The sequence below is a fragment of the Caballeronia sp. ATUFL_F1_KS4A genome (genome assembly GCF_023630905.1).
Lineage (GTDB): Bacteria > Pseudomonadota > Gammaproteobacteria > Burkholderiales > Burkholderiaceae > Caballeronia > Caballeronia zhejiangensis.
The window spans coordinates 184,508-208,217 of record NZ_JALQEB010000002.1 but is presented as its reverse complement, the minus strand read 5'-3'; the positions used below and the strand labels follow the sequence as shown (position 1 = coordinate 208,217).

Genomic DNA, 23,710 nt, shown 5'->3' with positions numbered 1-23,710 from the left:
CCCGATCAATCGACGGTTTTCGCTGCGGGCGCGGGTGCGACGCTGCGCTCGTTCGGTCCGGCCGACGCGGCCGTCTCGTTCGACATGCCGCCGCTCTTGTCCACCGGCAGCGTCACCGTTCTGACCGTGCCGTTACCGAGCGGAAAGTCCGCCAGCGCGCTGCGCACGAGATACGGCATCGCCTGATACAGCGACGGATCGCCCGTCGCGTTCACCGCCGTCACCTTGTACGTCTCGCGGCCGGTCTTGCGGTCGTTCATGCGGATCTGCAGCGCGTGCGTATAGACCGGATAGCTCTGATCGACGTAACCCGTCGCGCCCCACGAACCGTACGGCCCCCACCCGCCCCACGGTCCGCCCCAGTATGGGCCGGCGCCCCACGGACCGTACATCGGCCACGGATCGTAGTAGACCGGTTGACGCACGGTCACCATGTCGCCGCGAACCGAATAGGCGATCGCGATCTGATAGTTCGCGCTCGCCTCGGGCGCCTGACGGAAGTTGTACTTCGCGAGTTCGTTGGCGACGAGCGTCTCGTAGGTCGTCTGCTCGATGCTGTTCTGCTGCTCGCTCTTGCGCGTGAACGCGTAGGTGCGGGTCGCGTCGCTGCCGCTCCAGTCGGAGAATGCAGTGACCTGCGTCTGCACGTAGGTCGTGCAGCCGGCGAGCCACATCGCCGCCAGCATCAGCGGCCATGTGACGAGCGTCCTGATCGGGAATTTCATGGTCGTCCTCACTTCGTTCAGCACCCTTCTCCGTTATAGACAGCACCGCCTTGCGTCGCATGGCGGCGTCCTTGTTTTGTGGGGTCCACGACGCGTGGCGCCGCCCGATTCACGATCGCCGGGCGGCTTGTACAATGATTCGACCAGGCGCGCACGCGTTGGTGCGCTAAAAGCGCACGCGCGAGACGCCGGCGCCGTTCAATCCAAACATGAAGATCTTGCCATGTCTACCACGACCGCATCCGCTGTGATTCGCCGCCAGGACTACACGCCGCCCGCGTTCCTGATCGATTCCGTCGCGCTCGAATTCGACCTCGTGCCATCGCGCACGGTCGTGAAGAACACGATGAAGCTGCGGCGCAACCCCGACGCCCAAGGCGACGCATCGCGCCTCGAACTGATGGGCGAGCAGCTCGAATTCGTGAGCGCGGCGATCGACGGCGTCGCGCACGCGGATGTCCGCGTCAATGAAAACGGACTGTCCATCGGCAGTATTCCCGCGGATGCTTTCGAGCTTAGCATCGAGAGCATCTGCAATCCGGCCGAGAACACGACGCTCTCCGGACTTTACGTCTCCAGTGGCAACTTCTTCACGCAGTGCGAAGCCGAGGGCTTTCGGCGCATCACCTACTTCCTCGATCGCCCGGATGTGATGGCTACCTACACCGTCACGCTGCGCGCCGACAAGACCGCGTGTCCGGTGCTGCTGTCGAACGGCAATCTGATCGAGGAAGGCGATCTGCCCGATGGCCGCCACTTCGCCAAATGGGAAGATCCGTTCAAGAAGCCGAGTTATCTGTTCGCGCTCGTCGCGGGCAAGCTCGTGTGCATCGAGGAACGCATCGAATCGGGCTCGGGCAAGGAAAAGCTGCTGCAAGTCTGGGTCGAGCCGCACGATCTCGACAAGACCCGTCACGCGATGGATTCGCTCATCAACTCGATCCGCTGGGACGAGAAGCGCTTCGGCCTCGAGCTCGATCTGGACCGCTTCATGATCGTCGCGGTGAGCGACTTCAACATGGGCGCGATGGAGAACAAGGGCCTCAACATCTTCAATACGAAGTATGTGCTCGCAAACCCGGAAACCGCGACGGACACCGACTTCTCCAACATCGAGGCCGTGGTCGGCCACGAGTACTTCCATAACTGGACCGGCAATCGCGTGACCTGCCGCGACTGGTTCCAGTTGAGCCTGAAGGAAGGCCTGACCGTGTTTCGCGATCAGGAATTTTCCGCCGATATGGCCGCCGGCGACGTCGAGGGCGCGGCGAGCGCCGCCGCACGCGCGACCAAGCGCATCGAGGACGTGCGCGTGCTGCGTCAAATGCAGTTCGCCGAGGACGCCGGCCCGATGGCGCATCCGGTGCGCCCGGAAAGCTACGTCGAGATCAACAACTTCTACACGATGACCGTCTACGAAAAAGGCTCGGAAGTCGTGCGGATGTATCAGACGCTTTTCGGTCGCGACGGCTTCCGCCGCGGCATGGACCTGTATTTCAAGCGGTTCGACGGCCAGGCCGTGACCTGCGACGACTTCCGCCAGGCGCTCGCCGACGCGAATCATCGCGATCTCGCGCAATTCGAGCGCTGGTACAGCCAGGCGGGCACGCCGCGCGTGTCGGTGCGCGCAAATTACGACGCCGGGACGAAGCGCTACACGCTGACGCTCACGCAGGGTTACGGCGACGGGTCGGAAGCTGCGCGCGAAACGCAGAAGGGGCCGCTGCTGATTCCGTTCTCGGTCGGCCTGATCGGCCAGAACGGCGCGGACTTGCCGCTGCGCCTCGAAGGCGAGAAGGAACCGAACGGCACGACGCGCGTGCTCGAATTCACGGAGCGCGAGCAGTCGTTCACTTTCGTCGACGTGAACGAGGCGCCGCTGCCGTCGCTGCTGCGCAATTTCTCCGCGCCGGTGATCGTCGAATACGACTATACGAACGATGAACTCGCGTTCCTGCTCGCGCACGACAGCGATCCGTTCAACCGCTGGGAAGCCGGCCAGCGGCTCGCCACGCGCGAGTTGCTGGCGCTCGCCGAGCGCGCGGCCAAGGGCGAGGCGCTCGCCATCGACGATCAGGTGATCGCCGCGTTCGCCCGCGTGCTCGACGACACCACGCTCACGCCCGCCTTCCGCGAGCTCGCGCTGATGCTGCCGTCGGAGAGCTATCTGGCCGAGCAGATGACCGTGTCCGATCCCGCCGCCGTCCACGCTGCGCGCGTGTTCATGAGCCGCCGTCTCGCGTCGCAAATGCGCGACAAATGGCTCGCGACGTACGAAGCGAACCGCACGCCGGGCGAATATCGTCCGACGCCGGAAGACGCGGGCAAGCGCGGCCTGAAGAACCTCGCGCTCGCCTATCTCAGCCAGCTCGACGATCCGCGCGACGCCGTCAAGCTCGCGCAGGCGCAGTACGACGCCGCCAACAACATGACCGACCGCTCGGCGGCGCTTTCCGCGCTGCTGCTTGCGAGCGCGACCAAGGGCGCGGATGCGACCGTCGCGGACGCGGCGCTCGCGGACTTCTATCGCCGCTTCGAGAACGAGGCGCTCGTCATCGACAAGTGGTTCGCGCTTCAGGCGACGCAGCGCGGCGGCCCGGATCGCAAGGTGATCGAGATCGTGCGCAAGCTGATGCAGCATCCGGCGTTCAACATCAAGAATCCGAATCGCGCGCGCTCGCTGATCTTCAGCTTCTGCAGCGGCAATCCCGCGCAATTCCACGCCGCCGACGGCTCCGGCTACGCGTTCTGGGCCGAACAGGTGATCGCGCTCGACGCGCTCAATCCGCAGGTCGCGGCGCGGCTCGCACGCGGGCTCGAACTGTGGCGCCGCTTCACGCCGCAGTTGCGCGAGAAGATGCACGCGGCGTTGAGCGACGTCGCCGCGAAGGCGAAATCGCGCGACGTTCGCGAGGTCGTCGAAAAGGCGCTCGCTGCTTAAGCGCTGTTTCGTCGGGAGTTTTTGGTGTTTAGCGGCCGCCGCGCGAGAACCTCGCGCGGCGGCCGTTCTCGCTTATGGCGGATGCAGGCGGTCGCTGTCACATGGAGCGGCCGGGTCGAGCGGTTAGAATCGTGAATATTCGTCTAACGCTCACGGAGCCTAAGCATGTCCTCCATTTCCAGCCGCACCACGCTCTCGAAGTATCTGATCGAGCAGCAGCGTGAACATCAGAACCTGCCTGCCGACTTGCGTCTGTTGATCGAAGTCGTCGCGCGTGCCTGCAAGCAGATCAGCTATCACGTCAGCAAGGGCGCCCTAGGCGAGGCGCTCGGCTCGGCAGGCAGCGAGAACGTCCAGGGCGAAGTGCAGAAGAAGCTCGACGTGCTTTCGAACGAAATCCTGCTCGAAGCCAACGAATGGGGCGGCAATCTGGCCGCGATGGCATCGGAAGAAATGGAAAAGATCTTCCCGATTCCGAATCGCTACCCGAAGGGCAACTATCTGCTGACGTTCGATCCGCTCGACGGCTCGTCGAACATCGACGTGAACGTGTCGATCGGCACGATCTTTTCGGTGCTGCGTTGCCCGGACGGCGCCGATCCGAGCGAAGCGGCGTTCATGCAGCCGGGTTCGCAGCAGGTCGCGGCGGGCTATGCGGTGTACGGTCCGCAAACCGTCCTCGTGTTGACGACCGGCCACGGCGTGAACTGCTTCACGCTCGATCGCGAGCTCGGCTCTTGGGTGCTCACGCAGCGCGACATGAAAATCCCCGTCGAGACCCGCGAATACGCGATCAACGCGTCGAACAGCCGTCACTGGTATGAGCCGGTGCAGCGCTACATCGGCGAGCTGAACGACGGCAAGGACGGCCCGCGCAAGGAAGACTTCAACATGCGCTGGATCGCATCGATGGTCGCGGACGTGCATCGCATTCTGAATCGCGGCGGCATCTTCATGTATCCGGCCGACAAGCGCGATCCGTCGAAGCCCGGCAAGCTGCGTCTGATGTACGAGGCTAACCCGATGTCGTTCATCGTCGAGCAGGCGGGCGGCGCCGCGACCAACGGCGAACAGCGCATCCTCGATATCGTTCCGACGAGCCTGCATCAGCGCGTCGCCGTGTTCCTCGGCTCGAAGAGCGAGGTGGATCGCGTGACGCGCTACCACGTCGAAAAGAAAAATTGATCTAAGGTATTGCCAAAGCCAGAAAGGCTCTGCATAATCTCACTTCTTCGTTGCTGACGAACTAAACGAACGCAAAAAACGAAGAAAAAATTCGGAGCCGGAATAGCTCAGACGGTAGAGCAGCGCATTCGTAATGCGAAGGTCGGGGGTTCGATTCCTCTTTCCGGCACCACAAGAATTCAGGCAGTTCTAAAAACCCGCGATCACGCATGTGTCGCGGGTTTTGCTTTTTGCGCTGCGTTTCTCGAAACCCCCGCAATCTTTCGCACTTTCGCAACGATCGCCATCGCGACACACAGGTTTGCGATTCGAACCGAAAATGGGCTTCAGCGATTTCACATTCGGCAGCACCCGCGCGCCTGATTCGTCTTATATGTGCGCTTTCGTACAACAACGAGCCATTTTCCGCTGCGCACCATGAAGCGTCAACGCTGGTTTCCCGGTATCGTTATATCCATAGAGGAAAAGCTACAGTTTAAGTACGCGCTGATGCCTTTCGGGGTAGAGCCCAAGCTGGATGCGGCTCGCGGGGCGGCAGTCGCGACGCGATAAAACGTAGTTTTGCAGCAACGAATACAGCGGCCGGCAATCAATTACCGAAGCGATTCCGGTCCCGACACGAACGATCATGCGTTCTTGATGAAACGCGCCGATTCGGCTCAAGCAGAAGCGGTGGCGATCCGATAACGCATCTATGGAAGGAACCGTAATCGGCAATTCGGCTGCATGCGGCGGCGCAATAGCCGCATCGACCGTGTTAGCGCAATTGTTGTAGTCATTCAGGAGAGAAATCATGGACGCAAAACCGACGAAAATCCCGACGCCCGACAAGGTGCTTTGTCCGGATCCGGAACCGGTTGGCGTCGAGTTTCTCGCGACGGAGCTGCCCGAGCATGTGCGCGCGTTCTTCGACGAACAGCGCGACTCGGCGCAGTCGAAGTAGGCGGACCCGCTGGATCACGCCGTCGTCGTGAGAACGACGCCCGCCGCGCGCGGCGCACTCGGATCATCCGGTCCGCACATGGCTCACGCCAGGACGCGTCGCGCCTCTCGTTCATGACCGCATCGGGGCGGGTCGTGCGCTACGGCTCGCCTCGTGAAATCCCCTCCGCCAGTTGGCTGCCGTCGTTCCCGTTTGACCGCGGTGCGCTATTCTGGCGCTTTTGCCCGGATACCGATGCGCCGCCGATCGCCCCCTTCTCTCCTCGCCTCCGCCGCGTTCGCCTGTGCGCTTGCGTTCGCCGCGCCCTCTTCCGTGCATGCAGACGGCGACGACACTCCGTTCACCAACCTCATCGCCCTCGTCTCCCAACGGCTCGCACTCGCGGAGCCGGTCGCGCGCTGGAAGTGGGCGCATCACGAGCCGATCACCGATGCGCCGCGCGAAGAAGCGTTGCTCAAGCACGTCGAGGAAAAGGCCGGCGCCGCGCAGGTCGATCCCGAATTCGCGCGTCAGTTCTTTCGCGATCAGATCGAAGCCAGCAAGGATGTGCAGAACGCGCTCTTCGCGAACTGGCGCGCGCTGAAAGCTGCGCCGGAAGAAGCGCCGCCCGATCTCGCCAAGGACACGCGTCCGAAGCTCGATCGGCTGACGCAGTCGCTCGTCTCGGCGCTCGCGCATGTCGAGCCGATCCGCCATGCCGAAGACTGCCCCGTGCGGCTCGCGGAAAGCGTCGCGCGATGGAAGCATCTGACGCGCTACAACTCGTCGATGAACGCGCCGCTCATGCGCGCGCTGTCGCACGTCTGCGCGTCGGGCGGCGTGGGCGCGGTCGGGTGACGGCGCGTCAGATGGCGGACGCGAGCGTTGCGGCGACAAGCGGTGTCGCGACGAGACCGCGCGCGAGACGCTCGCTTAGAATTCGATAAGTGGACAGCTCGAACGCGGGAGAATCCGCGCTTGCGCGCAGCGCGCCGGCTTCCTCGAGCGTGCCGGCCGTGCCGAGATAGCGCCAGTTGTCGATGACATGCCACGCGCGTTGCCCCGATGCCGCATCGCACTCTTCGATCGCGATAGCACCCGCATACGGCCAAGGCGCGCCGCGAACGTCGCCGGAACGCGACTTCGGCGCGCGGTTGTGCGCTGGACGCGCGCTCGCGATCCATTGCGCCTCGGCCAGCAATGCCCCGATTTCGCCGCCCGTCGCCTTCCATTCGAGACGACGCACCAGCGCGGCGAGACGCAGATCCTTCGCCGAGCGCCGCGGGCCGACGAGATGCGAACGCACACGCTGACGCAAGCGCACGCTGCGGCCAGCGTAGAGCGGCGCGTCGTCGTCGCCATAAAACATGTAGACGCCGCAGCCCGAAACGATCTGCTCGATCGTGTCCTCGTCGATGTGCGCGGCGAGCTGGAACCGGCGCGTCACGCGTTCGAGATGCGTGCGCATCACATCCGGCGCATGCGCGCGATGCAGGTGCTGCCAGAATTGCCACAGCAAATCGGCATCGGCGAGCGCACGATGCCGCGCCGCCGGCACGAGCGCGTGGCGCGCGACGAGCGCATCGAGACCGTGACGGCTTTCCGCCGGATAAACGGCGCGGGAAAGCTGTACCGTGCACAGCACGTCGGGCGCGAAGCGAAGGTCCACGCGCCGGAATTCGTCCTTCAGAAAGCTGTGGTCGAAGTGTGCGTTGTGCGCGATGAAAAGGCGGCCCTTCATGCGGTCGAGCAAGCCGGACGCCAGCTGCTCGAACGTCGGAGCCTCGCGCACCATTGCATCGGTGATGCCCGTCAACTGTTGCACGAACGAAGGAATCGGCCGCTGCGGATTGACGAGCGATGTCCACTGCGACACGCCCGCCGGCCCGACTTCGACAACGCCGATTTCGGTGATTCGGTCCACGCCGAATGTGCCGCCGGTCGTTTCGAGATCGACGAAGACGATGGGTTCGGAGGGATAAGCGTAGCTTGCGGACGGATCGGGATGCATCGTGAACGGCGAGAGACGGCGGGATGCGCCTTGGATGGAGCGAATGCTGGATTGCCCATTCTAACGCAGCCGGAAGCGGCGGACTTTTACCGGAACAGTCGGTGGGCGGGACGAGTCGGCTTTTTTGGCTAGTTTTTGCTTCAGTTAAAACCAAACCATTTTGATAGTTTCCCATTAAGCCGATGCTAAATTTAACGCATCGCAATGGCGGATAACCCTTAAAAGCATTCCCGGATTATCAAGGATACGAGTTTGCGGCCGTCGCGGCTCGCTGAGCCGCAGGAAGGCGAACCTTGCGAGGCTTGGGCGAGGGCCGTTGCGCCGCGCTCGCCCGTGGCTGCCGCCCGCCAGCGTCCATTTAGGGCGCTGACCGTTTTCTCGCTTAGTTAATCGGTCCGCATTAAATGAAAATAGCGCAAGCACGGTTTATCGGCGAAAAAGAACAGCGACGCAACGCGGCTTCTCCTATACCGAACGATATTAAGACTTTAGTGCCTCCGGGCTGCACAGAGCATTATATTAATCGTCAGCGCCTTTCGTCTTGCCCGATTCTCCGACATTAACCGGCCTGCAAACTAAGTCGCAACTTAAATGTAATGAAACAAATCGGCGATGATTCCGCTCGACCGATTCGAGCAATGATGCCAAACGCTCGTCGCGTCTTCCTTATTGCGCGCAGCCGCCGCTCAAAAGCTTTCGCGACGCGGACGCGAACCCAAGTCCCACAAGGCTCCGGGCAAAAAAAAGCGCGACCGGGAAGTCGCGCTGACAAAGTTTGGAGATCTTTTTCCGTCAACGAAAAAGTCTGCTTCGGAAAGCAGAGACGACAGTATAACGATGCGGCCCGCATTCATTACCCGCAAAAGCAGCAAACTTCTGTTTCAAATATCTCAACAATCGAATTTCCAGAAGTTTCCCGTTGTTTTCTTGCGGCAATCGTGTCGCGCATGCGCAACGTCATTTGGTTGACACCGCATCTCTTACGACTTTATTCGCGGATAAACCCTTGTATATAAAGAAAAATACGCGTTCGGTCGATCATTGCCGCATCCACAATGATTTATTGTGGAAATTGGAACGCCTTGCGCTGTAACACCGTCTTTACACTTCGTCTGGTCCGGAAACAAATGTGTCGGTGACGCCGATCCATTGCTCCTCCGCCCGCGCCTCTCGCAGCGCGCCGGAGCGAGGTTTCCTCAAAGCCTGGGTCCCCGGCCCTATCTGCTCTCGGAGTTACAAAGATGAAAAAGACTCTCATGGTCGCCGCCCTGTCGGGCGTTTTTGCTACCGCCGCCCATGCGCAAAGCAGCGTCACGCTGTACGGCCTGATCGATGCGGGCATCACCTACACGAACAACCAGCAAGGCCACAGCAACTGGAAGGCGACGAGCGGTTCGGTCAACGGCAGCCGTTGGGGCCTGCGTGGTTCGGAAGACCTCGGTGGCGGCTTGAAGGCGATCTTCACGTTGGAAAACGGCTTCAACATCATGAACGGCACGAACGGCCAGGGCGGTCGTGAGTTCGGCCGTCAGGCGTTCGTCGGTCTGTCGAGCAACCAGTTCGGCTCGATCACGCTCGGCCGTCAATACGACTCCGTGGTCGACTTCCTCGGGCCTCTGGCTCTGACGGGCACGCAATACGGCGGCACGCAGTTCGCTCACCCGTTCGACAACGACAACCTCGACAACACGTTCCGCGTCAACAACTCGGTCAAGTACACGAGCGCGAACTACGCTGGCTTCAAGATGGGCGCGATGTACGGCTTCTCGAACGAAGCCGGCGGTTTCGCGGATAACCGTGCGTACAGCGTCGGCGCGTCGTACAACTACGGCCCGTTGAACGTTGCTGCAGCGTACATGCAACTGAACAACGTCGGCTCGCCGACGAACAACACGGCCGGTGCGGTCACGACCGACAACACGCCTTTCGTCGCTTCGCGTCAGCGCATCTTCGGCGGCGGCATCAACTACGCGTTCGGCCCGGCAACCGTCGGCTTCGTGTTCACGCAGACGATGCTCGACAACGCGACGCAGCTGACGAACGTCGGCTCGCAAGGCGCTGGCAACATCGCGCTGAACGGCGACAGCATGCGCTTCACGAACTACGAAGTGAACGGCCGCTACAACCTGACGCCGGCTCTGTCGATCGCAGGTGCGTACACGTACACGGATAGCCGTATCGAAGGCGAAAAGCCGAAGTTCCACCAGTTCAGCCTGCAAACGGCGTATGCGCTGTCGAAGCGCACCGACGTCTACCTGCAAGGCGAATACCAGCACATGACCGACCAGGACGGCCTGCCGGTCGGCGCGGTGATCAACGGCGTTGGTATGTCGTCGAACGGCAACCAGGTTTCGGCGACGGTCGGCATGCGTCACCGCTTCTAAGCTTCACAAGCAGTCCCGCTGTAGAAAAGCCGCTCTTCGGAGCGGCTTTTTTTTCGTCGTTGCGCGTCGCTTCAGCGTGGATATCGGACGTCCAGGATGTCGATCTGCTGAATGCCTGCAGGCGTGTGCAACGGCACCGTATCGCCGATCTTCGCCTTTAGCAGCGCGCGCGCGACCGGCGAGATCCAGCTCACGTAGCCGCGATCCAGATCGACTTCGTCGACGCCGACGATCGTCACCGTCTTCACGTCGCCGTCGTCGCCCGCGTAGTCCACCGTCGCGCCGAAGAACACCTGATCGACATTCTCCTGCTTGCTGCTGTCCACCACTTCCGCGAGATCCAGGCGCTTGCCCAGGAAGCGGATGCGCCAGTCGATCTCGCGCAGCCGCCGCTTGCCGTAGATGTAGTCGCCGTTCTCCGAGCGATCGCCGTTCGAAGCGGCCCACGAAACGAGCCTGACGACTTCCGGGCGCTCCGTATCGAGAAGCTGCAGCAACTCGTCACGCAGCCGCTGATGGCCTTGAGGCGTGATGTAGTTCTTCGTGCCCGCCGGGACGTCGGGCTGGCCGAGTTCGAGGTCGTCGTCGGTGTCGTCCGACTCTTTGACAAATGCCTTGTTCATGATGCCGCTCGTTGCCGATTGATGTCGAATTCCGCGATGTACTTGCTTTCGAAACATCAACTTACCACGTCGAGGCCATCTTTCGTCGGAGGCGCATCGACCGAAAATTCGAAATTCTGGGCAAAACCCCTTCCTTTTCAGAATAGGCTTGGCTATAATTCCGCTTCTGCGTGCGGCTGTAGCTCAGTTGGATAGAGTACTTGGCTACGAACCAAGGGGTCGTGGGTTCGAATCCTGCCAGCCGCGCCACCTTTTCGGATGTTCTCGCTCTAACGAGGTCATCAAGCGCTTAACCATTAGCGCGTTGAAGTAACATAGTGTTGTACCGTTTTGCGTGCGGCTGTAGCTCAGTTGGATAGAGTACTTGGCTACGAACCAAGGGGTCGTGGGTTCGAATCCTGCCAGCCGCGCCATCTTTCGAAGGGCCTTCCATACGGAAGGCCCTTTTTGTTTGTCCCGACCGTAGCGCGCAAACTACTGTCGCGGCACCGAGCCGATATCGCCGATACCCAGGTCCGGCCTCGGCACATCCTCCACCGAAGCCACCGCGCTCGACTCCCCGATCGCCTCAGCCCGCGCGCCGAGCAGCGTCTGAGAACGGCGCGGGAATTCGTCGTCGACGGCATCGCCGAAAGCATGCCGCACGAACGCCCGCAGCAAGGCGATGCGTAGCGACGCGCCGCGCCCTTCCACGGGTTTGCCGTCCTTGCCGAACGTGACGGTGCAGACCACTTCCCCGCGCCCGTGATCGTGCATCTCGAGCTTGCAGGCGCGCTCCAGAACCACGGCCGCTGCATCCCATGACGTCGATGGCAGGAAACGCCCGTCCCAGGGCTTGCCGCGATCGTTGCCGCGAATGGACAGCGTCTCGCCGCTATCGGTGAAGTGGATTTCCCGGATGAATTCGTGCAGCCCGCGCGCGACCCAATAGTCGAGCGTGGCGCCTTCGAGATCGGATGTGTTCATTACGGCGCTCTCTCCTGTTCGTCGAACGACGACAGGCATGCACGCCGCATACCCGCGCCGCGTCAGTAGTCGGCGCGCTCGCGGTCGATGCGCATGCCGCCGTCCTGATTGCGGTGATGCGGTTCGTCGCTCGGACGCTCGCGCGCGATGCGCATCACGTCCGGATTGGTGCGCACGCGGCGCATGACGTTCGCCAGATGCACGCGGTCGCTCACCTGGATCACGAAGCGCAGCAGCTTCGCTTCCTGCGACACGTCTTCGTCCATCGCGATATGCACGATGTTCGCGTCCGCCGACGTGATGTCCGCCGCGACGCGCGCGAACACGCCCTTCGTGTTCTTCACGAGCACCTTGACGGCGACGTCGAACAGACGGCCCGGCTGCGGCGCCCACGCGACGTCGATCCAGCGGCCCGGATCGCGCCGATGGATGCGCTGCGCCACGCGGCATTCGGTCGTATGGATGGCCATGCCGAGTCCGATGCCGATATAGCCCATGATGTCGTCGCCCGGAATCGGTCGGCAGCACGGTGACAGTTGCACCGACATGCCTTCCGTACCCGTGATGACGACCGGCGGCGCGGTATTCGTGTTGTGATGCTCGCGATGCGGGTGATCTTCGTCATCGGCGATGCCGTTCATCAGCACCTCGATGCGCTTGGCCATGACCGCCGCCACGCGCCGGCCGAGACCGATATCGGCGAAGATTTCCTGACGCGTCTTGTTGCCGGTCCAAAGCACGAGCTTTTCCCATACTTCCGGCGTGACGTCGGATAGCGCGAGACCGTAACCCTTGAGACTCTGATCGACGAGCCGCTCGCCCAACTGGACCGACTCGTTCAGTCGCATCGTCTTCAGATAGTGACGGATGGCCGAGCGCGCCTTGCCGGTGCGCACGAAGCCGAGCCACGCGGGATTCGGCTTCGAGTACGGTGCGGTGATCACCTCGACGATGTCACCGCTCTTCAACTCCGTGCGAAGCGGCAGAAGTTCGTTGTTGATCTTCACCGCGACGCACTGGTTGCCCAGGTCGCTGTGAATCGAATACGCGAAGTCGAGCGCCGTCGCGCCGCGCGGCAGCGGCATGATCTTCGACTTCGGCGTGAACACGTAGACGGCGTCCGGGAACAGGTCGATCTTGACGTGTTCGAGGAACTCGCTCGAGTCGCCCGCCTCGCTCTGAATGTCCAGCAGCGACTTGAGCCATTGATGCGCGCGCTTCTGCACGTCGTTCAGATCGGCGCCGCCGTTCTTGTAGAGCCAATGCGCCGCGACGCCCGCCTCGGCGATCTCGTGCATCTTGCGCGTGCGGATCTGGAACTCGATCGGCGCGCCGAACGGGCCGACCAGCGTCGTGTGCAAGGATTGATAGCCGTTCACCTTCGGAATGGCGATGTAGTCCTTGAATTTGCCCGGCACGGGCTTGTAGAGCGCATGCAGCGCGCCGATGCACGTATAGCATTCGAGCGCGCCCTCGACGACGACCCGAAAGCCGTACACATCGAGCACCTGCGAGAACGACAACTGCTTGTCGCGCATCTTCTTGTAGATGCTGTAGATCGTTTTTTCGCGGCCGGTGACTTCCGCGTTGATCTTCGCATCCGCGATGGTGCGCTGCACCGCTTCGAGAATCTTGCCGACCACTTCGCGCCGGTTGCCGCGCGCTGCTTTCACCGCTTTTTCGAGCGTCGCGTAACGATTCGGATTGAAGTTCGCGAACGACAAATCCTGCAACTCGCGATACGTATTGTTCAGACCGAGCCGATGCGCGATCGGCGCATAGATATCCAGCGTCTCGCGCGCGACGCGCCTGCGCTTTTCCGGCGGCACCGCGCCGAGCGTGCGCATGTTGTGCAGCCGGTCCGCGAGCTTGACCAGAATGACGCGCACGTCGCGCGCCATCGCGAGCAGCATCTTGCGGAAGTTTTCCGCCTGCGCTTCCTCGCGATTGCGGAATTCCATCTTGTCCAGCTTGGACAAGCCGTCGACCAGTTCCGCGACCTTGGCCCCGAAGCGCTCCGCGATTTCGGTCTTGGTCACGCCCTGGTCTTCGATCACGTCATGCAGCAGCGCCGCCATGATCGATTGCGCATCGAGCTTCCAGCCCGCGCAAATTTCCGCGACCGCGACCGGATGCGTGATGTACGGCTCGCCGCTCTGCCGATACTGGCCGAGGTGCGCTTCGTCGCTGAAGTGGAAAGCCGCCTTGACTTCCTTGATCTCTTCCGGAGTGATGTAGCTCGCGAGCGCGTTCGTGAGTTTCGCGATTGAAACGACGTCGTGCTTGCGCGGCTGCTCCGGCGTGGCGGTCGGCCCGAACAGATGGCGGAAGGATTGTTCGAGAACCGCGTCGATGTACTTGCGCGCCGCGTGCGGCTTTTCGGCATCGAGCATCGAGTCGGCGTCGACTTCGATATCGGGATCCACGGCGGTGGAGATGGGCAACGGTGTCTGACTCATCTTCCCCTCCGTGGTGACGTGACGCGCTGGGTTGTCGGTTGCAAAAAATGAAACCGTGTGGAACTGCGGCCCTTAGACGGGCACCTTCTTCAACATTTCGATGCCAACCTGGCCCGCGGCGATCTCGCGCAGCGCGACGACGGTCGGCTTGTCGCGGCTTTCGATCTTCGGCGTGTGGCCTTGTGCGAGCTGGCGCGCGCGATACGTTGCCGCAAGCGCGAGCTCGAAGCGATTCGGGATTTGTTTCAGGCAGTCTTCGACAGTGATGCGGGCCATGTTTGTTTCCTTCGGAATATGGGTTTTATTCTACCTTATGTGACCGATCGACCCGGCCACTGCAATGCGTCACGCTTGCGGCGTGGAGTGGATGCCGAGGTCCACGAAAAGCTGCGTGTTGCGTGCGTATTGCGACGTGAAGCGCAGGCGCGTCGCGGCGACAAGACAGCGCAGTTCGTTAAGCGCGCGATCGAAGTTCTCGTTGATGACGACATACTCCGCTTCCGATGCATGCGCCATCTCGCTGCCGGCCGCGAGCAGACGCCGCACGATCACTTTTTCGGAATCCTGGCCACGTTTCTTGAGGCGGTCTTCGAGCGCATCGAGCGACGGCGGCAGAATGAAAATCTCCACCGCATTGCGGAACTGCTTCTTCACCTGCTGCGCGCCCTGCCAGTCGATTTCCAGCAGCACGTCATGGCCCTGCTTCATCTGCTCCGCGATCCACAGCTTCGATGTCGCGTAGTAGTTGCCGTGCACTTCGGCGCTTTCGAGAAACTCGCCCTTGTCGCGCCGCTCCATGAATTCATCGACGGACACGAAGTGATACTGCACGCCATTGGTTTCCTTCGAGCGCGCCTCGCGCGTCGTGTACGAAACCGACAGCAGAATGTCCTTGTCCTCGGCGAGCAGCGCGTTCACGAGCGTGGACTTGCCCGCGCCCGAGGGCGCTACGACCATGAACAGGTTGCCCGGATAGATGCCCGTGTAATGGCTGTGCGAGCGATGCGTGGTATTCGGCATGATGTTGCGTTACTCCAGATTCTGTACTTGCTCGCGCATCTGCTCGATGAGCAGTTTCAGCGTCATCGATGCGTCGGCGAGTTCTTTCGCGGCGGCCTTCGAGCCGAGCGTGTTCGCTTCGCGGTTGAGCTCCTGCATCATGAAGTCGAGACGCTTGCCGACCTTGCCGCCCTTTTGCAGCACATGGCGCGTTTCGTTCAGATGCGCGGTGAGACGCTGCAATTCTTCCGCGATGTCGATGCGAATGCCGTACATCGTCACTTCCTGGCGGATACGCTCGGCGATTTCCTCGCGCGGCACGCTCGTCGTGACCGCGCCGCCGCCTTCGGTCGTCGCGATGCCGAGCGCGTCCTGCAGCCGCTCGACAATTTTCTGCTGATGCTTCGCGATGAGTTCCGGCACGAGCGGCGTGATGCGCGCGACGATCGTTTCCATCTCCGTCACGTTGTCGATCAGCACTTTGCCGAGCGCCGCGCCTTCGCGCGCCCGGACTTCGATGAGATCGGCGATCGCCTGCTTGCCGCACGCGAGCACGGCCTCACGCAACGTTTCCTGCGACACCGAGCTTTCCGCGAGCACGCCGGGCCAGCGCAGGATTTCGCCGGTACGCATGCGCTCGGCGTCGGGGAAGATATCGAGCACGGCGCGTTCGAGCGCGGCGAGCTGCGTGAGCGCGTCGCGATTGAGCGCGCCCGCGTTTGCCGTCTGCTCGACGCGATTCAGGTTGATGCGGATATCGACCTTGCCGCGCGAGAGCTTGGTCATCAGCATTTCGCGCAATTGCGGCTCGGTCGCGCGCACGTCTTCGGGCATGCGGAAGTTCAGGTCGAGAAAGCGCGAATTCACCGTGCGCAATTCCACCGATACACCGACGCCCGAACCGCCCGCGCCATTGGGTCCCGCGCCATCCGCGACGACTTCGCGCGTCGCGCTGGCATAGCCTGTCATGCTGTAGATCATGGTACGTCTCGCGATAGAGAGCCTTCGTTGCGAAGACCCATTCGATACGAAACGCCCGGCGCTGTCGAAAGTGCCTGTGAGTGGCCTGCGTTGGGCCGCCGGGCGAGGAACCCGCATTATCCCATTTTTACCGCGAAAGCCGCCCGGACGGCGGACCGGCGCGCATGGCGCACGCGCAACGCCTGAAAGTGAATGACGATAAAATCGCTGGGTTTGCTGGTTCCACACTCTTCTTCCGACATCCATGACCGACTCTCCCCTGCTCAAGCCTTCTCCCCCGCGTCCGAGCGGCCGCCGTGCGAATCAGCTGCGCGACGTACGCATCACGCGGCATTACACGAAGCACGCGGAAGGCTCGGTGCTCGTCGAATTCGGCGATACCAAGGTGATCTGCACGGCGAGCATCGCCGAGCGCGTGCCCGAGTTTCTGCGCGGCCGGGAGCAAGGCTGGCTCACCGCGGAATACGGCATGCTGCCGCGCGCGACGCACACGCGCAGCGACCGCGAAGCCGCGCGCGGCAAGCAGACGGGCCGCACGCAGGAGATTCAGCGGCTGATCGGCCGCGCATTGCGCTCGGTGTTCGATCTGGACGCGCTCGGCGCGCGCACGCTGCATATCGATTGCGACGTCATTCAGGCCGATGGCGGCACGCGCACGGCGAGCATCACGGGCGCGTTCGTCGCCGCGCACGATGCGGTCGGCAAACTGCTCGCGTCGGGCAGGATCGCGAAGTCGCCGGTGAAGGATTTCGTCGCGGCGATTTCGGTCGGCATCTTCGCAGGCTCGCCCGTGCTCGATCTCGACTACGACGAAGACTCGCAATGCGATACCGACATGAACGTCGTGATGACGGGCGCGGGCGGCTTCGTCGAAGTGCAGGGCACGGCGGAAGGCGCGCCCTTCACGCGCGACGAGATGAACGAGCTGATCGCGCTCGCCGACAGCGGCATCAAGGCGCTGATCCTGAAGCAGAAGGAAGCACTGGGGATTCGCGGTGTCTGACGTCAATGGTCTTGGGCGCGTCGTGCTCGCATCGAACAATGTGGGCAAGCTGCGCGAATTCGCATCGCTGCTGGATGCGGCGGGCATCGAACTGATCGCGCAGGGCGAACTCGGCGTGCCCGAAGCGCCCGAACCGCACCCGACCTTCGTCGAGAACGCGCTGGCGAAGGCGCGGCACGCCGCGACGTTCACCGGCCTGCCCGCGCTCGCCGACGATTCCGGCCTTTGCGTGCGCGCGCTCAACGGCGCGCCGGGCGTGTATTCGGCGCGCTATGCGTCGATGAGCGGCGGCGCCAAAAGCGATGCCGCGAACAACGCGAAGCTCGTCGCCGACCTCGCTCAGCACACGGATCGCCGCGCTTACTACTTCTGCGTGCTCGTGCTCGTGCGTCACGCGGACGATCCCGAGCCGCTCATCGCGGAAGGCCGCTGGCATGGCGAAGTGATCGATGCGCCGCGCGGCGCAAATGGCTTCGGCTACGATCCGCATTTCTTCCTGCCGACGCTCGATGCGACCGCCGCCGAACTCGATCCCGCGCGCAAAAACGCGCTCAGCCATCGCGCGCTCGCGTTGCGCGAGTTGCTGCAACGACTGAAGGAACTTGCGTGAGCGCCGGACCGAAGACGATCAACATCGTGCAGGCGTTCACGTCGCCGGGAAGCATCCGGCTGACGTCGCTGCCGCCGCTTTCGCTGTACGTGCATTTCCCGTGGTGCGTGCGCAAGTGTCCGTACTGCGACTTCAACTCGCACGAGTGGAAGGACGACACGTTTCCCGAAGAACGTTATCTCGATGCCCTGCGCGCCGATCTCGAAAGCGCGCTGCCGCTCGTGTGGGGACGGCAGGTGCATACGATTTTCATCGGCGGCGGCACGCCATCGCTGTTATCGGCGAAAGGGCTGGACCGCCTTCTCTCCGATGCGCGCGCGCTGCTGCCCATCGATGCCGACGCCGAAATCACGCTCGAAGCCAATCCCGGCACGTTCGAGGCGGCCAAGTTCGCGTCGTTTCGCGCGAGCGGCGTGAATCGTTTGTCGATCGGCATTCAGAGTTTCAACGAGGCGCATTTGAAGGCGCTCGGCCGCATTCACGATGCGATGCAGGCGAAAAATGCCGTCGAGATCGCCGCGAAGCACTTCGACAACTTCAATCTCGATCTGATGTTCGCGCTGCCGCAGCAATCGCTCGACGAGTGCAAGCACGATATCGAGACGGCCATCTCGTTCGCGCCGCCGCATCTGTCGCTGTATCACCTGACGATGGAGCCGAACACGGTCTTCGCCAAATACCCGCCCGCGCTCCCCGACGACGACGCTTCCGCCGACATGCAGGACTGGATCCACGAGCGCACGCGCGAGGCCGGTTACGCGCGCTACGAAGTGTCGGCGTATGCGAAGCCGCATCGTCAGAGCAGGCATAACCTGAACTACTGGCGCTTCGGCGATTACCTCGGCATCGGCGCGGGCGCGCATACGAAGCTGTCGTTTCCGTCCAAAATTCTGCGTCAGGCGCGCTTCAAGCATCCTTCGAGCTATATGGATCACGCGCTTTCGCCGGCCGAAACCGCGATCCAGGAAGAACGCGAAGTCGGTCCGCGCGATCTGCCGTTCGAGTTCATGCTGAACACGCTTAGGCTCGTCGAAGGCTTTCCGGTGCATTCGTTCGTCGAGCGCACGGGACTGGCGCTGTCCGCGATCGAGCCGGCGCTCGCCGAAGCGGAAAAACGCGGGCTCATCACGCGCGACATCGAACGCATTGCGCCGACCGAACTCGGCCAACGCTTTCTCAACGATCTCCAGGAACTGTTCTTGAAGGATCCGCACAATTGAGCGCGCCGACGATGGCGCCGAACTCGGTGATGCGGCATCGCCCGTTCGCGCTTTTCTGGAGCGCTCGGGTGATGTCGTCGGTGGCGTTTCAGATGATGTCGGTCGCGATCGGATGGCAGGTTTATTCGATCACGCATAGCGCCTACGCGCTCGGTCTCGTCGGCCTCGCGCAATTCCTGCCGATGTTCGTGCTGACGCTCGTCGTCGGGCACGTTGCGGACCGTTACGACAGACGCGTGATCGCGTACGTGTGCCAGTCGATCGAGGGCATCGCCGCGCTCGTGCTGTGTCTCGGCGCGTGGCACGGCTGGCACGATGTCGCGCCGATCTACGCGATCGCCGCCGTGACGGGTGCGGCGCGCGCGTTCGAATCGCCGTCGATGGCCGCGCTCTTGCCCAATCTCGTCGCCCGCAATCAGTTGCAGCATGCGAGCGCGTGGTCGACGTCGGCGAATCAGACGGCGCAGATCCTGGGTCCCGCGATGGGCGGCGTGCTCTACGGCTTCGGCGCGCTGACCGTGTACGGCGCGGTGAGCGTCGCGTTTCTCGTCGCGGCGTGCGCCGTGGCCGCGATCAGAATCGACGAAGCCGTGCGTATGCGCGCGCCGCTCTCGTTCGAAGCGCTCTTTTCGGGTATCGGTTTCATTCGCAGCAAGCCGGTGATTCTGGGCGCGCTGTCGCTCGATCTTTTCGCCGTGTTGCTCGGCGGCGCGACCGCGCTCCTGCCGGTCTACGCGCGCGACATCCTGCATACCGGACCGTGGGGACTCGGCGTTCTGCGCGCGGCGCCCGCGGCCGGCGCGCTGGCCGGATCGATCTGGCTCGCGCATTTTCCGCTGCGGCAGCGCGCGGGCAATGCGCTGTTCGGCGGGGTGATCGCGTTCGGAATCGCGACGATCGTCTTCGGACTGTCGCGCAATATCTACGTGTCGCTGATTGCGCTGGCGGCGCTGGGCGCGTCGGATGTGATCAGCGTCGTCGTGCGGATGTCGCTCGTGCAATTGCAGACGCCCGACGAAATGCGCGGACGCGTCGGCGCGATCAATTCGCTGTTCATCGGCACGTCGAATCAGCTCGGCGAGTTCGAATCGGGGATGACGGCGGGACTGCTCGGCGCGGTGCCGGCGGTGCTGATCGGCGGAATCGGCACGATTGTCGTCGCGCTGTTGTGGATGCGCCTTTTTCCCGCGCTCAAGGCGACGAAATCGCTCGAAGGATGAGCGTTCCTGCGCGGCTGCGAGTTGCGCTACAATACGCGCCTTGCTGGAGGTGTGGCCGAGCGGTTTAAGGCACCGGTCTTGAAAACCGGCGAAGGAGCGATCCTTCCGTGAGTTCGAATCTCACCGCCTCCGCCAGATCAAATCAAGCCTCGTAAGTTCAAACGCTTACGGGGCTTTGTCTTTTGCCGCTGCGTTTTCGCGACGCGCTCGAACGCGCCAAGGCTGGCGCGTTGCTTCGCTATCCTGAACCATCAATTTCAGACAAAACGCCTATCCGACGTCTCCGGAGCCACGTATCTTCCCTTCTGCCTCCTTCCGAGTTCCCCCCATGCTCGATTCGAAGGAGGTCTTCAATGGGAAAGGTTGGACTTGGGCCTCGCACTCGCGAGGCTTTTTTTCGTCCGATGCCACGCCCCGAGAAACAATCGACGTGAACACTACGGCCATAACGCCATCTAACCGCCTCATCGATCACAACGCGGAGAGTCGCCCATGAAGTCAGGCCGCATCATGCCCATCCTCGTCGGCTGCATCGCCGCCGTGAGCCTGTCGGCGCATGCCCAGCCTCAGCCAAACGCGCAATGGCGCGCGACCGAAACAACGCTCTTCGACCTGATTCAAAACGGATATGGGATCGTCGCGGTGACGAGCGTGGCCGCGCGCAACTCCGGCCTTCCCGAAGACACCTACGTGCTTCAGAAAAACAATAGCCTCTACCGCTGCGTGGAAACGCGCGCGGCCGAAACCGGCGCGGTCAGATCTGCCGCGCCGATGCGCTGCGCCGAACTCGTCAAGCCCTACACCGAATAATCGAAACCGAACGCTCAATTGTCATCGGATCTGACGGGCGGCCGGACGTGCGGAACCGGCTCCGCCTTCGCAGCGTCCTGTTTGGGCGCGGCGCGTTGCGATTCGCTCTTCGAATGCGCCGCGGAAGCCGGTTGCTGCTTCCTTGCGGGCGCGCCCGACGGTGCAGGATCGTTCTTGCGTGTCATGGCATTCTCCCGAAATCCGGGGACATCCCCTTTCCACATTAGCACCGCGCCGCCGATACCGCACACGCCATGCACGACTCAGCCGACCGGCGCCTCGCCCTCACCCGACTGCTTGCCCGGCCTGTCGTTCGGACCTTGCTTGCGGTTGTCGTCATCGCGCTCGGGCAGCTTGCTTTTCTCGTTGTCGCTGTGCTCGGCCGTCTTTCCGTCTTCCGGACGGTTGGTCTCGCTGTTCATGGCGCCCTCCTTAAAGTGCTTTCGAATGAAAGCATCGGCAGCAAACTGCGCGCCTGAATGCGTCCGGGCGCACGAATTCGGTTCGCTGACGGCCCTTGCAGCGACTACCATTTAAGTAACGCCATCCCGCCATTGTTGCGATGTCCGCGTCACGTTTTCGCCGTACCGCCGCCGCGCTCGTCCTTGCGTCGGCGATGAGCGCCTGCACGATCACCCCGCCCCCCAGCGTCGTGGCTGCGCGCGCGCCCGCGCCGGCCGTCTCCGGTCAAACGCTCGACGAGTACAAGGCGCGCATCGCGCAGCGCATCTTCGAGCGCAATCCGTCGCTCGTGCTGAAGGGCACGCCGCAAGCGATGCTGCGCTCGTTCGTGCTCGTGTCGTTTACGGTGGATCGCGGCGGGCGGCTCGTCGAATCGTCGGTGTATCGCACCAACGGCGATGATGAAGCCGAAGCCACCGCGCTCGCCTCGCTGCGCCGCGCATCGCCGCTGCCCGCGCCGCCCCCGCGCCTTTTGAACGGCAACGGCCAACTGGAGCTTTTCGAAGGCTGGATGTTCAACGACAACGGCCAGTTCCAGCTACAGACGTCCCATTCGCCGCAAGCCACGACCATCGATTGATTGGCGCTCCGCCGGCACGCTCGTTATAATTTTCTGCACCCCGGCCGGACCCGCTTCCGGCGTGGCCTGCGCCTCGCGCTCACCCCGCGCGTCCGGCGCAGCGCCCGAGCGCAGCCGAACTGCGCCGCGACACCGCGCGCCACTCACGCGCCGTCCAACCCTGGCTTCCCGCCATTGCATCGCAATCCCTACAAAAAGCTGACGCGCGCCGGACGACGACATCGTTCGTCATTCCGATCGCTCTTGCCCGGCGATGCGCGCGACAATGCTTCGCACCAAGGCAACACGACAACGGAGACAACATGGCCTCACCCTCGCTTTCCGCGGCAAAGCCCGGCGACGGATCCCAAAGCGCTTCCCGCGTGATTTTCGCGAGCTTCATCGGCACCGCGATCGAGTTCTACGACTTCTATGTCTACGCGACCGCCGCCGCGCTCGTCATCGGACCGGTGTTCTTTCCGCACGACTCGCCCGCCGCGCAGGCGCTCTCGGCGTTCGTCACCTTCGGCATCGCGTTCTTCGCGCGGCCTATCGGCTCGTTCATCTTCGGACACTTCGGCGATCGCATCGGCCGCAAATCGACGCTCGTCGCCTCGCTGCTCGTGATGGGCCTCTCGACGACGCTCATCGGCTTCGTGCCCGGCTACGATTCGATCGGCAGCGCGGCCCCGATCCTCCTGTGCATCCTGCGGTTCGGCCAAGGCATTGGGCTGGGCGGCGAATGGGGCGGCGCGGCGCTGCTCGCGACCGAATACGCACCGAAGGGCAAACGCGGTCTCTTCGGCATGTTTCCGCAGCTCGGGCCGTCGATCGGCTTTCTCGCGTCGAACGGTCTGTTCTTCGGTCTCGCGCTCTCGCTCTCCGATGAGCAATTCCGCAGCTGGGGCTGGCGCGTGCCGTTCATCGTGAGCGCGGTGCTGGTCGCGCTCGGCCTGTATGTGCGCCTGAAGATCGCGGAAACGCCGGCGTTCCGCGCGGCCGTCGAGCGCGAAGAACGCGTCAAGGTGCCGGTCGCGACGCTGCTCGGGCGCCATCTCGTGCCGACGCTGCTCGGCGCGTTCGCGATGGTCGTCTGTTACACGCTCTTCTATATCTCGACGGTGTTTTCGCTGTCGTACGGCGTGGCCAAACTGCATTTCGCGCGCGAGACCTTCCTCGGCCTTCTGTGCCTCGCCGTGGTGTTCATGGCGCTCGCCACGCCGATCTCCGCGATCGCGAGCGACCGTTTCGGACGCAAGCCGGTGCTGATCGTCGGCTGTCTGCTGGCGATCCTCTCCGGCTTCGCGATGGCTCCGCTCCTCGGCAGCGGCGACACAATCCAGGTCGCGCTCTTCCTGACGATCGAGCTCTTTCTGATGGGCGTCACGTTCGCACCGATGGGCGCGCTCCTGCCCGAGCTCTTCCCGACCAACGTGCGTTACACGGGCGCGGGCGTCGCGTACAACCTCGGCGGGATTCTGGGCGCATCGGTGGCGCCGTACATCGCGCAATTGCTCGCCAATCGCGGCGGGCTCGCGTGGGTCGGCGGATATGTGTCGGCGGCTGCGGCGGTGAGTTTGATCGCCGTGCTGTGTATGCGCGAGACGCGCCACATCACGCTGGAGTAAGC

At 62.9% G+C, this 23,710-nt stretch carries 23 protein-coding genes and 4 tRNA genes; 16 read left to right on the top strand and 11 right to left on the bottom strand.

What is annotated here, in order from left to right:
• Positions 1-5: 5 nt before the first annotated feature.
• Positions 6-725 carry a DUF4136 domain-containing protein gene (locus NCS03_RS04040; protein ID WP_051079049.1) on the bottom strand — a complete coding sequence of 240 codons (720 nt, stop codon included), beginning with the start codon at positions 723-725 and terminating at the stop codon, positions 6-8.
• 223 nt (positions 726-948) lie between these two features.
• Here NCS03_RS04040 and pepN point away from each other — a divergent pair, with 223 nt between their 5' ends.
• The 3 genes from pepN (at position 949) to NCS03_RS04025 (ending at position 5,023) form a co-directional block, all read left to right on the top strand.
• On the top strand, positions 949-3,666 hold the full coding sequence (gene pepN / locus NCS03_RS04035) for an aminopeptidase N (RefSeq protein ID WP_034471352.1): 2,718 nt from the start codon (positions 949-951) through the stop codon (positions 3,664-3,666).
• 165 nt (positions 3,667-3,831) lie between these two features.
• The gene (locus NCS03_RS04030; RefSeq protein ID WP_008350914.1) at positions 3,832-4,851 is read left to right on the top strand and encodes a class 1 fructose-bisphosphatase; all 1,020 of its coding nucleotides are present in this window, start codon (positions 3,832-3,834) and stop codon (positions 4,849-4,851) included.
• Positions 4,852-4,947: 96 nt separating this feature from the next.
• Positions 4,948-5,023: transfer RNA gene (locus NCS03_RS04025), tRNA-Thr, on the top strand.
• A gap of 296 nt (positions 5,024-5,319) precedes the next feature.
• On the opposite strand, the gene NCS03_RS04020 is transcribed toward NCS03_RS04025, so the two are convergent.
• On the bottom strand, positions 5,320-5,646 hold the full coding sequence (locus NCS03_RS04020) for a hypothetical protein (RefSeq protein WP_250528788.1): 327 nt from the start codon (positions 5,644-5,646) through the stop codon (positions 5,320-5,322).
• On the opposite strand from NCS03_RS04020, the gene NCS03_RS04015 reads away from it, so the two are divergent.
• Together NCS03_RS04015 and NCS03_RS04010 are read left to right on the top strand one after the other, a co-directional pair.
• A complete protein-coding gene (locus NCS03_RS04015; RefSeq protein WP_008350916.1) occupies positions 5,645-5,794 on the top strand; it encodes a hypothetical protein in 150 nt (49 codons plus the stop codon). The two genes, NCS03_RS04020 and NCS03_RS04015, sit on opposite strands and share 2 nt — an antisense overlap.
• A 234-nt stretch (positions 5,795-6,028) precedes the next feature.
• A complete protein-coding gene (locus tag NCS03_RS04010) occupies positions 6,029-6,631 on the top strand; it encodes a chorismate mutase (RefSeq protein WP_008350918.1) in 603 nt (200 codons plus the stop codon).
• Positions 6,632-6,638: 7 nt separating this feature from the next.
• Here NCS03_RS04010 and NCS03_RS04005 read toward each other — a convergent pair whose 3' ends face one another.
• Positions 6,639-7,784: an exonuclease domain-containing protein gene (locus NCS03_RS04005; RefSeq protein ID WP_008350920.1), complete on the bottom strand. Its 1,146-nt coding sequence runs from the start codon at positions 7,782-7,784 to the stop codon at positions 6,639-6,641.
• 1,241 nt (positions 7,785-9,025) lie between these two features.
• Between NCS03_RS04005 and NCS03_RS04000 the strand changes: the two genes are divergently transcribed.
• Positions 9,026-10,168, top strand: coding sequence for a porin (locus NCS03_RS04000; RefSeq protein WP_008350922.1), 1,143 nt, complete (start codon positions 9,026-9,028; stop codon positions 10,166-10,168).
• A 71-nt stretch (positions 10,169-10,239) separates the two neighbouring features.
• Here NCS03_RS04000 and greB read toward each other — a convergent pair whose 3' ends face one another.
• Positions 10,240-10,791 (bottom strand): transcription elongation factor GreB, encoded by a 552-nt coding sequence (gene greB / locus NCS03_RS03995; protein WP_250528787.1) that lies wholly within the window; start codon positions 10,789-10,791, stop codon positions 10,240-10,242.
• A gap of 172 nt (positions 10,792-10,963) precedes the next feature.
• Between greB and NCS03_RS03990 the strand changes: the two genes are divergently transcribed.
• Both NCS03_RS03990 and NCS03_RS03985 read left to right on the top strand, forming a co-directional pair.
• Positions 10,964-11,040 (top strand) — tRNA-Arg (locus NCS03_RS03990).
• Between the two features lie 87 nt (positions 11,041-11,127).
• A tRNA-Arg gene (locus NCS03_RS03985) sits at positions 11,128-11,204 on the top strand.
• Between the two features lie 61 nt (positions 11,205-11,265).
• Here the strand turns inward: NCS03_RS03985 and NCS03_RS03980 are convergent.
• The 5 genes from NCS03_RS03980 to NCS03_RS03960 form a co-directional block, all read right to left on the bottom strand.
• Entirely contained in the window at positions 11,266-11,757 is a 492-nt protein-coding gene (locus NCS03_RS03980; RefSeq protein WP_008350926.1) for a phage protein NinX family protein, read from the bottom strand.
• A 62-nt stretch (positions 11,758-11,819) separates the two neighbouring features.
• Positions 11,820-14,216, bottom strand: coding sequence for a RelA/SpoT family protein (locus tag NCS03_RS03975; RefSeq protein WP_008350928.1), 2,397 nt, complete (start codon positions 14,214-14,216; stop codon positions 11,820-11,822).
• Between the two features lie 72 nt (positions 14,217-14,288).
• Positions 14,289-14,492, bottom strand: a complete 204-nt coding sequence (gene rpoZ, locus NCS03_RS03970; RefSeq protein ID WP_006999799.1) for a DNA-directed RNA polymerase subunit omega — start codon at positions 14,490-14,492, stop codon at positions 14,289-14,291.
• A gap of 69 nt (positions 14,493-14,561) precedes the next feature.
• Positions 14,562-15,236: a guanylate kinase gene (gmk, locus tag NCS03_RS03965; RefSeq protein ID WP_008350937.1), complete on the bottom strand. Its 675-nt coding sequence runs from the start codon at positions 15,234-15,236 to the stop codon at positions 14,562-14,564.
• A 9-nt stretch (positions 15,237-15,245) separates the two neighbouring features.
• On the bottom strand, positions 15,246-16,196 hold the full coding sequence (locus NCS03_RS03960) for a YicC/YloC family endoribonuclease (protein ID WP_008350939.1): 951 nt from the start codon (positions 16,194-16,196) through the stop codon (positions 15,246-15,248).
• A gap of 244 nt (positions 16,197-16,440) precedes the next feature.
• Between NCS03_RS03960 and rph the strand changes: the two genes are divergently transcribed.
• The 6 genes from rph to NCS03_RS03930 all read left to right on the top strand — a co-directional run bounded on the left by rph (position 16,441) and on the right by NCS03_RS03930 (position 21,059).
• Entirely contained in the window at positions 16,441-17,199 is a 759-nt protein-coding gene (gene rph, locus NCS03_RS03955) for a ribonuclease PH (protein WP_008350941.1), read from the top strand.
• A complete protein-coding gene (gene rdgB, locus NCS03_RS03950; RefSeq protein ID WP_250528786.1) occupies positions 17,192-17,809 on the top strand; it encodes an RdgB/HAM1 family non-canonical purine NTP pyrophosphatase in 618 nt (205 codons plus the stop codon). Before rph ends, rdgB begins: the two co-directional genes overlap by 8 nt.
• Positions 17,806-19,029 carry a radical SAM family heme chaperone HemW gene (hemW, locus tag NCS03_RS03945; protein ID WP_250519334.1) on the top strand — a complete coding sequence of 408 codons (1,224 nt, stop codon included), beginning with the start codon at positions 17,806-17,808 and terminating at the stop codon, positions 19,027-19,029. Before rdgB ends, hemW begins: the two co-directional genes overlap by 4 nt.
• An 11-nt stretch (positions 19,030-19,040) precedes the next feature.
• Complete coding sequence (locus NCS03_RS03940; protein WP_175981895.1) at positions 19,041-20,249, top strand: MFS transporter; 1,209 nt, start codon at positions 19,041-19,043, stop codon at positions 20,247-20,249.
• A 45-nt stretch (positions 20,250-20,294) separates the two neighbouring features.
• Positions 20,295-20,384: transfer RNA gene (locus tag NCS03_RS03935), tRNA-Ser, on the top strand.
• A gap of 357 nt (positions 20,385-20,741) precedes the next feature.
• The gene (locus tag NCS03_RS03930) at positions 20,742-21,059 is read left to right on the top strand and encodes a hypothetical protein (protein ID WP_034471367.1); all 318 of its coding nucleotides are present in this window, start codon (positions 20,742-20,744) and stop codon (positions 21,057-21,059) included.
• 14 nt (positions 21,060-21,073) lie between these two features.
• On the opposite strand, the gene NCS03_RS03925 is transcribed toward NCS03_RS03930, so the two are convergent.
• A complete protein-coding gene (locus NCS03_RS03925) occupies positions 21,074-21,244 on the bottom strand; it encodes a hypothetical protein (RefSeq protein WP_160172884.1) in 171 nt (56 codons plus the stop codon).
• 78 nt (positions 21,245-21,322) lie between these two features.
• A complete protein-coding gene (locus NCS03_RS03920) occupies positions 21,323-21,481 on the bottom strand; it encodes a hypothetical protein (RefSeq protein WP_008350949.1) in 159 nt (52 codons plus the stop codon).
• Positions 21,482-21,621: 140 nt separating this feature from the next.
• Here NCS03_RS03920 and NCS03_RS03915 point away from each other — a divergent pair, with 140 nt between their 5' ends.
• Positions 21,622-22,101: a TonB family protein gene (locus NCS03_RS03915; RefSeq protein ID WP_250439255.1), complete on the top strand. Its 480-nt coding sequence runs from the start codon at positions 21,622-21,624 to the stop codon at positions 22,099-22,101.
• Positions 22,102-22,403: 302 nt separating this feature from the next.
• Positions 22,404-23,708, top strand: a complete 1,305-nt coding sequence (locus NCS03_RS03910; protein ID WP_034471371.1) for an MFS transporter — start codon at positions 22,404-22,406, stop codon at positions 23,706-23,708.
• Positions 23,709-23,710: the final 2 nt, after the last annotated feature.

Coding starts and splice junctions, on each gene's coding strand:
- NCS03_RS04040 (WP_051079049.1), bottom strand. CDS start 725: ATGAAATTCCCGATCAGGACGCTCGTCACATGGCCGCTGATGCTGGCG.
- pepN (WP_034471352.1), top strand. CDS start 949: ATGTCTACCACGACCGCATCCGCTGTGATTCGCCGCCAGGACTACACG.
- NCS03_RS04030 (WP_008350914.1), top strand. CDS start 3,832: ATGTCCTCCATTTCCAGCCGCACCACGCTCTCGAAGTATCTGATCGAG.
- NCS03_RS04015 (WP_008350916.1), top strand. CDS start 5,645: ATGGACGCAAAACCGACGAAAATCCCGACGCCCGACAAGGTGCTTTGT.
- NCS03_RS04020 (WP_250528788.1), bottom strand. CDS start 5,646: ATGATTTCTCTCCTGAATGACTACAACAATTGCGCTAACACGGTCGAT.
- NCS03_RS04010 (WP_008350918.1), top strand. CDS start 6,029: ATGCGCCGCCGATCGCCCCCTTCTCTCCTCGCCTCCGCCGCGTTCGCC.
- NCS03_RS04005 (WP_008350920.1), bottom strand. CDS start 7,784: ATGCATCCCGATCCGTCCGCAAGCTACGCTTATCCCTCCGAACCCATC.
- NCS03_RS04000 (WP_008350922.1), top strand. CDS start 9,026: ATGAAAAAGACTCTCATGGTCGCCGCCCTGTCGGGCGTTTTTGCTACC.
- greB (WP_250528787.1), bottom strand. CDS start 10,791: ATGAACAAGGCATTTGTCAAAGAGTCGGACGACACCGACGACGACCTC.
- NCS03_RS03980 (WP_008350926.1), bottom strand. CDS start 11,757: ATGAACACATCCGATCTCGAAGGCGCCACGCTCGACTATTGGGTCGCG.
- NCS03_RS03975 (WP_008350928.1), bottom strand. CDS start 14,216: ATGAGTCAGACACCGTTGCCCATCTCCACCGCCGTGGATCCCGATATC.
- rpoZ (WP_006999799.1), bottom strand. CDS start 14,492: ATGGCCCGCATCACTGTCGAAGACTGCCTGAAACAAATCCCGAATCGC.
- gmk (WP_008350937.1), bottom strand. CDS start 15,236: ATGCCGAATACCACGCATCGCTCGCACAGCCATTACACGGGCATCTAT.
- NCS03_RS03960 (WP_008350939.1), bottom strand. CDS start 16,196: ATGATCTACAGCATGACAGGCTATGCCAGCGCGACGCGCGAAGTCGTC.
- rph (WP_008350941.1), top strand. CDS start 16,441: ATGACCGACTCTCCCCTGCTCAAGCCTTCTCCCCCGCGTCCGAGCGGC.
- NCS03_RS03940 (WP_175981895.1), top strand. CDS start 19,041: ATGGCGCCGAACTCGGTGATGCGGCATCGCCCGTTCGCGCTTTTCTGG.
- NCS03_RS03930 (WP_034471367.1), top strand. CDS start 20,742: ATGAAGTCAGGCCGCATCATGCCCATCCTCGTCGGCTGCATCGCCGCC.
- NCS03_RS03925 (WP_160172884.1), bottom strand. CDS start 21,244: ATGACACGCAAGAACGATCCTGCACCGTCGGGCGCGCCCGCAAGGAAG.
- NCS03_RS03920 (WP_008350949.1), bottom strand. CDS start 21,481: ATGAACAGCGAGACCAACCGTCCGGAAGACGGAAAGACGGCCGAGCAC.
- NCS03_RS03915 (WP_250439255.1), top strand. CDS start 21,622: ATGTCCGCGTCACGTTTTCGCCGTACCGCCGCCGCGCTCGTCCTTGCG.
- NCS03_RS03910 (WP_034471371.1), top strand. CDS start 22,404: ATGGCCTCACCCTCGCTTTCCGCGGCAAAGCCCGGCGACGGATCCCAA.